Origin of the sequence: Mycobacterium sp., from assembly GCF_032161845.1 — a bacterium.
GTDB lineage: Bacteria > Actinomycetota > Actinomycetes > Mycobacteriales > Mycobacteriaceae > Mycobacterium.
Genome location: NZ_JAVRQA010000225.1, coordinates 1 through 10,317, shown reverse-complemented (window position 1 = coordinate 10,317; position 10,317 = coordinate 1). Strand labels below are relative to the sequence as shown.

10 protein-coding genes and 1 tRNA gene are annotated in these 10,317 nt (G+C 67.5%); 5 read left to right on the top strand and 6 right to left on the bottom strand.

Going from position 1 to position 10,317, the window contains the following annotated elements:
- On the top strand, positions 1 to 1,691 hold a 1,691-nt coding region (locus QOD90_RS13060), incomplete at its 5' end, for an acyl-CoA dehydrogenase family protein (protein WP_526350285.1).
- 31 nt (positions 1,692 to 1,722) lie between these two features.
- Here QOD90_RS13060 and QOD90_RS13055 read toward each other — a convergent pair.
- Positions 1,723 to 1,795: transfer RNA gene (locus QOD90_RS13055), tRNA-Asn, on the bottom strand.
- A 168-nt stretch (positions 1,796 to 1,963) separates the two neighbouring features.
- Here QOD90_RS13055 and QOD90_RS13050 point away from each other — a divergent pair.
- A complete protein-coding gene (locus QOD90_RS13050; RefSeq protein ID WP_526350283.1) occupies positions 1,964 to 2,206 on the top strand; it encodes a hypothetical protein in 243 nt (80 codons plus the stop codon).
- On the opposite strand, the gene QOD90_RS13045 is transcribed toward QOD90_RS13050, so the two are convergent.
- Genes QOD90_RS13045 through QOD90_RS13035 form a run of 3 tightly spaced genes read right to left on the bottom strand, consistent with a single transcriptional unit; the run spans position 2,203 to position 5,707 of the window.
- Positions 2,203 to 2,487 (bottom strand): DUF7155 family protein, encoded by a 285-nt coding sequence (locus QOD90_RS13045; protein ID WP_526350281.1) that lies wholly within the window; start codon positions 2,485 to 2,487, stop codon positions 2,203 to 2,205. The two genes, QOD90_RS13050 and QOD90_RS13045, sit on opposite strands and share 4 nt — an antisense overlap.
- 54 nt (positions 2,488 to 2,541) lie before the next feature.
- Positions 2,542 to 4,467 carry a DNA primase gene (dnaG, locus tag QOD90_RS13040; RefSeq protein WP_526350287.1) on the bottom strand — a complete coding sequence of 642 codons (1,926 nt, stop codon included), beginning with the start codon at positions 4,465 to 4,467 and terminating at the stop codon, positions 2,542 to 2,544.
- A gap of 28 nt (positions 4,468 to 4,495) precedes the next feature.
- Complete coding sequence (locus QOD90_RS13035) at positions 4,496 to 5,707, bottom strand: deoxyguanosinetriphosphate triphosphohydrolase (RefSeq protein WP_526350279.1); 1,212 nt, start codon at positions 5,705 to 5,707, stop codon at positions 4,496 to 4,498.
- Between the two features lie 117 nt (positions 5,708 to 5,824).
- On the opposite strand from QOD90_RS13035, the gene QOD90_RS13030 reads away from it, so the two are divergent.
- Entirely contained in the window at positions 5,825 to 7,837 is a 2,013-nt protein-coding gene (locus tag QOD90_RS13030; protein WP_526350277.1) for a TPM domain-containing protein, read from the top strand.
- Between the two features lie 20 nt (positions 7,838 to 7,857).
- On the opposite strand, the gene QOD90_RS13025 is transcribed toward QOD90_RS13030, so the two are convergent.
- Positions 7,858 to 9,297, bottom strand: coding sequence for a glycine--tRNA ligase (locus tag QOD90_RS13025; protein ID WP_526350275.1), 1,440 nt, complete (start codon positions 9,295 to 9,297; stop codon positions 7,858 to 7,860).
- Between the two features lie 15 nt (positions 9,298 to 9,312).
- Here QOD90_RS13025 and QOD90_RS13020 point away from each other — a divergent pair, with 15 nt between their 5' ends.
- Both QOD90_RS13020 and QOD90_RS13015 read left to right on the top strand, forming a co-directional pair.
- Positions 9,313 to 9,717: an ArsR/SmtB family transcription factor gene (locus QOD90_RS13020; protein ID WP_526350273.1), complete on the top strand. Its 405-nt coding sequence runs from the start codon at positions 9,313 to 9,315 to the stop codon at positions 9,715 to 9,717.
- Positions 9,714 to 10,112 carry a Fur family transcriptional regulator gene (locus QOD90_RS13015; protein ID WP_526350271.1) on the top strand — a complete coding sequence of 133 codons (399 nt, stop codon included), beginning with the start codon at positions 9,714 to 9,716 and terminating at the stop codon, positions 10,110 to 10,112. Before QOD90_RS13020 ends, QOD90_RS13015 begins: the two co-directional genes overlap by 4 nt.
- Here QOD90_RS13015 and QOD90_RS13010 read toward each other — a convergent pair.
- On the bottom strand, positions 10,105 to 10,317 hold a 213-nt coding region (locus QOD90_RS13010), incomplete at its 5' end, for an NUDIX hydrolase (RefSeq protein ID WP_526350269.1). The genes QOD90_RS13015 and QOD90_RS13010 overlap by 8 nt on opposite strands.

The following is a 10,317-nucleotide window of genomic DNA, read 5'->3' as shown; positions in this document are numbered from 1 at the left end:
TGTCCGACCTGTCGCTGATGGTGAAGGCAGGCGTGCAGTGGGGCCTCTTCGGCGGCGCGATCGAGAACCTCGGCACCGAACGTCACCACCAGGCGTACGTCAAGAAGCTCATCGCCCTGGAACTGCTCGGCTGCTTCGCCATGACCGAGACCGGGCACGGCAGCGACGTCCAAGCGCTCGAGACCACGGGCACGTATGACCCCGACACCGGTGAGTTCGTCATCGACTCCCCCACCCCGTCGTCGCGCAAGGACTACATCGGCGGCGCCGCAAATACTGCCCGGGTCGCGGCGGTGTTCGCGCAGCTGATCACCCAGGGAAAGACCCACGGTGTGCACTGCTTCGTGGTGCCGATCCGCGACGACGACGGCAACGACCTGCCCGGCGTGACGACGTCGGACTGCCAGTACAAGGGTGGGCTACCCGGCGTCGACAACGGCCGCATCCAGTTCGACAAGGTGCGGATCCCACGGGAGAACCTGCTGAACAAGTACGCCGACGTCGCCGAAGACGGCACGTACTCGTCGCCGATCGAAAACCAGGGCCGCCGGTTCTTCACGATGCTCGGCACGCTGATCCGCGGGCGGGTCACGGTCGGGGGCAGCGCTGGCGCCGCGGCGCGGGTGGCACTCGACATCGCGACGCGATATGCGTTGGAGCGCAGGCAGTTCGAGGCACCCGGCGCCGAAGAGGAGGTGCTGATCATGGACTACCTGGTGCATCAGCGCCGACTGTTCCCTTTGATCGCGAAGTCCTACGCCCTGCAGTTCGCTCAGAACGAGCTGGTGGCCAAGTGTCACGAGTTGCAGACCGCCGACGACCCCGACGCCGAGGAACAACGGGAACTCGAATCCCGCGCGGCCGGTCTGAAGGCCGCCAACACGTGGCACGCCACACGCGCCATCCAGGAGGCCCGCGAAGCCTGCGGTGGCGCGGGCTATCTGGCCGAGAACCGGCTGATCGCACTCAAGGCCGACACCGACGTGTTCACCACCTTCGAGGGCGACAACCACGTGCTGACGCAGCTGGTGGCCAAGGAACTGCTGACCGCGTACGCCGACGACGTCAAAAGCATGAGCCCGGCCCAGTGGGTGCGGTTCGCGGCAAACTTCGCAGGCGAGCGAGTGCTGAAGCGGACCGCGGCGCAGACGATCATGCAGACGATCGTCGACACCAGGGAGGACAACGAGGAAGAGGGCTCGCTGTTCAACCGCGGCACCCAGGTGAAGATGTTCGAGGACCGCGAGGAGTACATGATCGCGTCCGTAGCGCGTCGGCTGCAGGCCAAGTCCAAGGAGATGTCTCCGTTCGACGCGTTCAACGCCGTCCAAGACCACGTGCTGCACGCCGCGACTGCGCACATCGAGCGCGTCATCCTCGAGGCGTTCGTCGCAGGTATCGACACCTGCGAGGACGAGAAGGCCCGGGAGATCCTCGGCTTGGTGTGCGACCTGTACGCGCTGTCGGTGATCGAGGGCGACAAGTCGTGGTTCGTGGAACACCGGTTCCTGTCGACCGAGCGCTCCAAAGCCGTCACCCGGGGCATCAACGACCGGTGCCGCAAGCTACGCCCGCACGCCGAGCTTCTGGTCGAGGGATTCGGAATTCCCGAGCAGCTGCGCTACGCCGAGATGCTGCACCCGGAGCACATCCCCGACGCCGACGAGCACGAGGAGCAAAACGCCCAGTAGCGCATTGCCGATTCTGTGCAGATGGGTGAAGCTCCCCCGCGTGGACTCGAACCACGAACCTGCCGATTAACAGTCGGCTGCTCTGCCAATTGAGCTACAGGGGAATGGCAATCGGTGCGCGAAACATGCCCGCGGACCGAGCGTTGACTCTAGCGCATGGGGTCTCGAAGTCCGGAATCGGGCACGTGACGCGGGCCGCCCGCGTCGCCCCGCCACGACTCGGCGGCACGAGGCAGGATGGAGGCAATGCACCACCACCAGAAAGGAGCCCCGTGATACGCGTCGCCGCCGTCATGGCTGTCGGATACGTGTTGGGCGCAAAGGCTGGCCGACGTCGATACGAGCAGCTCGCGGGCACGTTCCGCGCGGTCACGGGCAGCCCGGCGACCAAGGCTGTCTTGGATGCCGGACGACGGAAGATAGCCGATCGGGTATCACCCGACCGAGCGATGGTGACGTTGACACCGATCGACGCACGGACCTCGGTTTTGCAGCCCGAAGCCAAGGAGCGCTAGCTCAGAGGCTTGGTCCAGGTCTGGCCGGGAAGCATGGGTCCGCCGATGCCGCCGGGACTGCCGTTGGGTCCGTAGAGGCCCCAGGGCGTGCCCATATTGACCCCGTTGCCATTCGAGTAGGACAGGCAATGCCCGTCCTCCTGGTTGCCGTACCAGGACAAACAGTTCGGGCCGGCCAGCGCCTGGCCGGTGCCGCCGGTCAGGGCGATCGCGAGCGGAGCGGCGACGGCAGCGACCGCCAAGGCTCCCGCGGAGATGAGTCGGCGTGCTCGGATGGTCATGACGGGCCCTTCCATAGAACTGACAGCGAATTCACCATAGCGTGACGAGTCGGTTCACGCAGTAAGGTCGTCGCCGCTGGCCCGCTCCAGCAGGCTGCGCCGGTAGGTCTCCATCGCGACGAGGTCGCCGAACAACGCGTTGTACTCCTCGTCGTTCTCCACGGGGGACATGCGCTGCAGCTTCGACTTCATCTCGGCGATCTGCCGACCGACCCAGACTTCCTGCAACCTCGCCAGCACCCCACCGATGTAGCGGACCAGGCGGTCGTCGTCGTCGACCCGGAAGGCCTCGACCCCGAGTTCGTTGACCAGGTTCGCCGCCTGCGGCGACGCCGCCTGCTCCCGGACCGCGTCGATCCACTGCGCTCCCGAGCCGCCCGTCGACAGGCCGCCTGCCGACGCGATTGCGGTGCGCACCGCGGCGTAGCCGGGATGGGTGAAGCTCTCGACCGTCAACGTGTCGAAGACGGGCCCGGCGATCGCCGGATACTGCAGCGCGGCCTTGAGCGCCTCACGCTGAGGCCACAGGGTCGGATCCCTTGGGTCGGGCCTGGCCAGGGTGTCGGCGGCTGGGCTCGCCGCCGCCGCCCGGCGCGCATCGCGGCGCAGCGCGCCACCGCCCGCCTTCGCGGTCTCGCGCACTCTTCCGATGACCTGGGCGACGTCGTCCCAACCGACCCAGCCCGCCAGTTGGCGGGCGTACTCGTCGCGCAGCGTCGGGTCCTTGATCCTGGACGCCATCGGGACACAACGGCGCAGCGCGGACACCCGGCCTTCGGCACTGTCGAGGTCGTGGTCGGCAAGGGCGGTGCGAATCACGAACTCGAACAACGGGGTTCGTCGGGCGACGAGGTCGCGCAGGGCGCCATCTCCGGACTTCAGTCGCAGATCACACGGATCCATCCCCTCGTCGGCGACGGCGACGAACGATTGACCAGAGAGGTTCTGCTCACCCTCGAACGCCTTGACCGCCGCGGCGCGGCCCGCCGCATCGCCATCGAAGACGTAGATAAGCTCACCGCGAAAGAAGTTGTCGTCCATCATGAGTCGCCGAAGCATCGAAAGGTGCTCCTCGCCGAAGGCGGTCCCGCACGATGCCACCGCCGTCGTCACCCCAGCCATGTGCATGGCCATCACGTCGGTGTAGCCCTCCACGACCACGGCCTGATGCCCCTTGGCGATGTCGCGCTTGGCCAGGTCGAGCCCGAACAGAACGTTGGACTTCTTGTACAGCACGGTTTCGGGGGTGTTCAGGTACTTGGCGGTCATCTGGTCGTCGTCGAAGATCCGGCGCGCACCGAACCCGATGACCTCGCTGCTACTCGCCCGGATGGGCCACACCAGCCGACGGTGGAAGCGGTCCCGAGGCCCGCGGCGACCCTCGAGCGAAAGCCCGGCGGCTTCGAGTTCCTTGAACTCGAAGCCCTTGCGCAACAGGTGCTTCGTCAGGTTGTCCCACCCCGACGGCGCGAAGCCGCAGCCGAAGTGCGCGGCCGCTTGGGCATCGAAGTTGCGCTCGACCAGGTACTGGCGGGCGGGTGCCGCCTCGTCGGACTGCAACGCCTCGGCATAGAACGCCTGGGCCGCGGCGTTGGCGGCGATCAACCTGCTGCGACTGCCCCTGTCCCTCTGGACGTTCGTGGCCGAGGCGCCGGTGTAGGTGACGTTGTAGCCGATGCGGTCGGCGAGCATCTCGACGGACTCGACGAAGCTGACGTGCTCGATCTTCTGCAAGAACGCATAGACGTCACCGCCCTCGCCGCACCCGAAACAGTGGAAGTGACCGTGATTGGGCCGGACGTGAAACGACGGTGACTTCTCGTCGTGAAACGGGCACAGCCCCTTCAGCGAGTCGGCCCCGGCACGCCGCAACTGCACGTAGTCACCGACGACGTCCTCGATGCGGGTGCTTTCGCGAATGGCGGCGATGTCGCGGTCGGGAATCCGTCCACCCCGGGTCGCATCGCCACTACCCGCCACTCCCGCCACCGGGACAGTCTATGCGCGCTCAGACTGCCTCGATGCGCTCCAGTCGTCCTTCGGTGTAGGACGCGATCTGATCGAGGATCACCCGCAGCCGGGCCCCATCGTCGGCGGCGGCGTTGAACTCGGGGACGAAGATCGGGTCGAGGGTGGCAGGCGCCCTGGCCAACAGGAATTCGGCGACCCGGTGAATGCGTACGCGTTGCTGCGCCTGCAGTTCGAGGTGCGGTGGGTCCGACATGATGAATTGCAGCGCGAGGATCTTGAGAAGCACGACCTCGGCCCGCACCGTGGCGGGCACCGCCAGGTCGGCCTGGTAGCGAACCAGCGGACCTGGGCCGGTCACCTCCCTGGTGGCCGCGATGGCCGCCGACGCGAACCGCCCGACGAACTCGCTGGTCAGTGTCTTCAGAGCGACCGATGCCGCCAACGTCCCGTCGTACTTGCCGACGGCGGCGACCACGGGCAGCGCCGACAACCGGCCCGCCGCCGCGATCAGGTCGCCCGCGGCGAGCCCTCCGCCCATGCCGCTGGCCTCGCCAAGCCTGCCAAGCTCGTCCACCGCGTCATCGTCGCCGAGGACGCGTAGGTCGATGCGGCCGGAGATCACGCCATCCTCGACGTCGTGCACCGAGTACGCCACGTCGTCGGCCCAATCCATCACCTGCGCCTCCAGGCTGGGCTTGGCATCGGGCGCCCCCTGCCGCACCCAAGTCGCCGCAGCAACGTCGTCGGCGTAGAAGCCGAACTTGCCCATCTCGGGGCCGCGGAACCACGGATACTTGGTCACCGCATCCAAGGCCGCCCGCGTGAGGTTCAGGCCCGCGCTCGCACCTTGCGGGTCAAGGACTTTCGGCTCCATTCTGGTGAGAATCCGGAAGTTCTGGGCATTGCCCTCGAACCCGCCGACGTCTGCCGCCAACTCGTCGAGCGCGCGTTCGCCGTTGTGGCCGTATGGCGGGTGGCCGATGTCGTGCGCCAGGCCCGCGAGGTCGACGACGTCGGGGTCGCAACCGAGACCGACGGCCATCCCTCGACCGATCTGGGCGACCTCAAGGGAGTGCGTCAACCGCGTGCGCGGTGTCTCGCTCTGCCGTGGCCCGACGACCTGGGTCTTGTCGGCCAGTCGGCGGAAGGCGGCGCTGTGCAGGACCCTGGCCCGGTCGCGGGCGAAGTCGGTGCGGTGTTCGGTGTCGGTCCCCGGCAGGGCAGCACCCTTCGGCGCTTCGACCACCATGCGTTGCCGGTCGAAGTCTGAGTATCGATCACTTGAGTGCGCCACCGACGCACAGTCTGCCAGGACGGTCCGCCGGTCTTCAGTGCCCGTCTCCTCCGGCCCACTACATTGGCGGTCATGCGTATCGCCCGCTTCCCGAGCCTGCTTCTCGCGGTGCTGACCGTTGGCGCACTGCTGGTGCCGAACCTCCCGACGGCCAACGCCGAACCGCCCCTTCGGCTGACCGACTACGTCACCGACGATGCCGGCGTCCTCGACGCCAACGGGCTCAGCGAGGTGAAGTCCGCAGTCGACGATCTCTACACGGCTCGCCGAGTTCGGCTATGGGTCGTCTACGTCGACACCTTCTCCGGCCAGACGGGGGTGGCCTGGGCTCGAAGGGCCATGCAGACCAACAACTTCCAGCCCGACCAGGACGCCATTCTGGCGGTCGCCACCCAGGACCGCGACTACGCCCTGCTCGCCGGGACCGGCATCCTCAGCGACTCCGATCAGGCCAATCTTCGCCGCAACGAGGTGGAACCGGCCTTGCGACAAAGCGACTGGGCGGGTGCCGGGACCGCCGCAGCCGTCGGGTTGAAGAACGACGGCAGCTCGACCGGAGGCGCCTCTTGGGTAGGCATCCTCATCTTCCTCGCGATCCTCGCCCTGGCAGTTCTGGCGCTCATCGTGTGGCGCGGGCGCAGGCGTCGCAAGCGCCGGGAAGCGGAGTTCGCCGCCGCCAAACGGGTGGACCCAGCCGACCCCAACGCGCTGTCCTCGCTTTCCCTGGACGCACTCGACGACCTGTCGAAGTCGGTCGTCGTCGAAGTCGACAACGCCGTCCGCACCAGCGACAACGAACTGACCTTGGCCGTCGAGGAGTTCGGCGAGAAGGACACCGCCCCGTTCAGCCAAGCCGTGGCGGCAGCCAAAATCGCGCTGACACAAGCGTTCAACGTTCGCCAGATCCTCGACGACACCATTCCCGAGACGCCCCAGCAGCGGCGCGATCTGCTCACCCGCGTCATCGTCGCGGCCGCCCGCGCCGACGACGAACTCGAGGCGCAGCGCGAAGCCTTCGGCAAGTTGCGCGATCTCGTCATCAACGCGCCGGATCGACTCGACACGCTCACCCAGCAGATGGTCGACCTGACGGCTCGGATCGACCCCGCCGGGCAGACGCTGGCCGCCCTGCACTCTCAGTTCTCCGACACCGCACTGGCATCGGTGGCGGGCAACGTCGAGACCGCCAAGCAGCGGTTGTCGTTCGCCGACCAGAACATCAGCCAGGGCCGCGCGCTGGTGGCCAAACCCGCGGGCAGTCAGGGCGGGCTGGTCGACGCGATCCGGGCAGCGGAATCCGGGTTGGGCCAAGCCCGTACGTTGCTCGACTCCGTCGACAGCGCGTCCACCGACATCAACCGGGCGGTGGCTGCGCTGCCCGCGGCGATCGCCGACATTCAGAACGGCATCACCGCCGCCGCAGCTCAACTCGCGCGCGGTAACGTCCCACGCGCCGCCGAGCTGACCTCCGCGCGCGACGCGGCGGCCGCGGCCGTCACGCAGGCGCAGAGCGCGGGTACCTCGAATCCGCTGGGCACCTTCACCCAGCTGACCCAGGCCGATGCGCAGCTCGATCGGCTGCTCGCGGCGATCAGTGACGAGGTCGAGGCGGCCGCGCGGTTGAGCCGGGCGTTCGACCAGGCACTGTTCAGCGCGCAGTCGCAGGTGCGTTCGGTATCGGACTTCGTCGACACCCGCCGCGGAAGTGTCGGCCCCGAGGCGCGAACCCGGTTGGCGGAGGCCGTGCGGCAATTGGAGGCTGCGGAGGCGCTCAAGGCGACCAACCTGACGGAGGCCATTCAGCACGCCAACGGCGCCGCGATGCTGGCGGCGCAGGCCCAGTCCATGGCGAACGCCGACGTCAGCGCCGCGCAGCGGCAGTACACCGGCCGCTACGGCAGCGGCGGGTTCGGCGGCGGCGCCGGCAACAACATGGGTGCCGTCCTCGGCGGCATCCTCATCGGCAACATCCTGTCGGGTGCGCTGCGCGGCGGGATCGGGGGAAGCGTCGGCGGCGGCGACTGGAGTCCTGGCTCGTTCGGCGGTTCCGGCGGCGACTGGGGCGGTGGCGGCGGGAGGTTCTAATCTCGCGAGCGCCAGAGGGTCTAGGCGCCCTTGAGCCGCACCGCGAGGTAGTCCGAGACGGCATCGATCGCCACGCGCTCCTGGGTCATCGCATCGCGCTCGCGGATCGTCACCGCGTGATCTTCGAGCGAGTCGAAGTCCAGCGTCACACAGAACGGCGTGCCGATCTCGTCTTGCCTGCGGTACCGGCGCCCGATCGCGCCCGCGTCGTCGAACTCGATGTTCCACGACGCGCGGAGCTCCGCGGCCAGATCCTTGGCCTTGGGCGACAGGTCGGCGTTGCGCGACAGCGGCAACACCGCGGCCTTGACGGGCGCCAGCCGCGGGTCGAGCTTCAACACCGTGCGCTTGTCGACGCCACCCTTCGCGTTGGGGGCCTCGTCTTCGTGGTAAGCGTCGACCAGGAACGCCATCAGCGATCGCGTCAGGCCTGCTGCGGGCTCGATCACGTACGGCGTGTACCGCGTGTCGGTGGCCTGATCGTAGAAGGACAGGTCCGTGCCGGAATGCTTTGAGTGCGTTGACAAGTCGAAGTCGGTCCGGTTGGCGACGCCTTCGAGCTCGCCCCACGGGTTGCCCTGGAAGCCGAACTTGTACTCGATGTCGACGGTGCGGTCCGAGTAGTGCGACAGCTTCTCCTTCGGGTGCTCGTACAGCCGGAGGTTGTCGGGATCGATGCCGAGGTCGACGTACCACTGCAGCCTGGTGTCGATCCAGTACTGGTGCCATTCCGCAGCGGTCGACGGTTCGACGAAGAACTCCATCTCCATCTGCTCGAACTCGCGGGTGCGGAAGATGAAGTTGCCGGGCGTGATCTCGTTGCGGAAGCTCTTGCCGATCTGGCCGATGCCGAACGGCGGCTTGCGACGCGACGTCGTCACGACGTTGGCGAAGTTGACGAAGATGCCCTGCGCCGTCTCGGGGCGCAGGTAGTGCATGCCCTCTTCGGTCTCGATCGGCCCGAGGAAGGTCTTCAACATCATGTTGAAGTCACGCGGCTCGGTCCACTGCCCCTTGGTGCCGCAGTCCGGGCACACGATCTCCGTCATCGAGACGGCATCGGGATCGTCGAGCCCCTTCTTGAGGGCGTACGCCTCCTGCATGTGGTCCTGCCGATGCCGCTTGTGGCAGTTCAGGCATTCGACGAGCGGATCGTTGAACACCTCGACGTGGCCGGACGCCACCCACACCTGACGCGGGAGGATGATCGCGCTGTCGAGGCCGACGACGTCGTCGCGGCCGGTGACGATGGACCGCCACCACTGCCGCTTGATGTTCTCCTTGAGCTCGACGCCCAGTGGGCCGTAGTCCCATGCCGACTTGGTGCCGCCGTAGATCTCGCCGGCTTGGTAGACGAGGCCACGGCGTTTCGCGAGATTGGCAACGGTGTCGATGATGGAGGCCACGGGTGAACAGCGTAGCGGGCGGCGCGGGCTCGATTGACATGCGCATCGGCGCATGTATTGTTGGCCGTAATGAAAACGGTTTCCAAATTTGCCGTGCCCAAACTGGACGAGGACGGGCACGCCGACCACGCGCACGGCGGGGCGCCCGCCCACGAGGTGCCCTCCCGCGCGGTGCTGGACAACGCCGGTGACCTATTGCGAGCGCTCGCGGCGCCGGTTCGCATCGCCATCGTGCTGCAACTCCGCGAATCGTCCAGCTGCGTACACGATCTCGTCGACGCACTCGCGGTGCCACAACCACTCGTCAGCCAGCACTTGCGGATTCTGAAGTCCGCAGGAGTCGTCGCCGGGGAGCGCAGCGGCCGCGAGGTGCGCTACCGACTGGCCGATCACCACCTCAGCGACATCGTGCTGGCCGCCGTGGCGCATGCCGGCGAATACTCGGGCGAACAAGCTGGAGATGGGACCCGATGACCGGCACCGCCGTCCGCTCCACACGCCAACGAGCAGCCATCTCCGCGCTACTCGAGAACGTCGAGGAGTTCCGCTCCGCCCAGGAACTTCACGACGAACTGCGCCGCCGCGGCGAGGGCATCGGCCTGACCACCGTCTACCGCACGCTGCAGACGATGGCAGCCGCCGGGTTGCTCGACACCCTGCGCACCGACAGCGGCGAATCGGTCTACCGCCGGTGCTCCGAACACCACCACCATCACCTGGTCTGCCGCGACTGCGGCTCCACCATCGAGGTAGAAGGCGGCGCCGCGGAGGCGTGGGCCGCCGAAGTCGCCGCCCAACACGGCTTTTCCGACGTCAGCCACACCATCGAAATCTTCGGGGTGTGCGCGGGCTGCGCCTCCGTCAGCTGACGCCGTCGCGCGCAAGCGCCAGGACGGTATGCCTGGTCAGAGGCGCCAACTCGATCCCGTCGGGTGCCTGCGGATCGACCCAGGCGATCTCGTCGATCTCCGCGGCAGGCCCCGGCTCACCTTCGAGGGTGACCAGGAAGAGATCGGCGTCGACGACGTGGCCCGGCTCGTTGGCCGCCGCCGCCGTGTAGCGGCCGAGCGCACG

What these genes read in the sequence shown, in the direction of transcription:
- QOD90_RS13045 (WP_526350281.1), bottom strand. Translation starts at nt 2,487, where the DNA reads ATGACCATCCGAGCACGCCGACTCATCTCCGCGGGAGCCTTGGCGGTC.
- QOD90_RS13020 (WP_526350273.1), top strand. Translation starts at nt 9,313, where the DNA reads ATGAAAACGGTTTCCAAATTTGCCGTGCCCAAACTGGACGAGGACGGG.
- QOD90_RS13035 (WP_526350279.1), bottom strand. Translation starts at nt 5,707, where the DNA reads ATGGTGGTCGAAGCGCCGAAGGGTGCTGCCCTGCCGGGGACCGACACC.
- QOD90_RS13015 (WP_526350271.1), top strand. Translation starts at nt 9,714, where the DNA reads ATGACCGGCACCGCCGTCCGCTCCACACGCCAACGAGCAGCCATCTCC.
- QOD90_RS13025 (WP_526350275.1), bottom strand. Translation starts at nt 9,297, where the DNA reads ATGCGCCGATGCGCATGTCAATCGAGCCCGCGCCGCCCGCTACGCTGT.
- QOD90_RS13030 (WP_526350277.1), top strand. Translation starts at nt 5,825, where the DNA reads ATGCGTATCGCCCGCTTCCCGAGCCTGCTTCTCGCGGTGCTGACCGTT.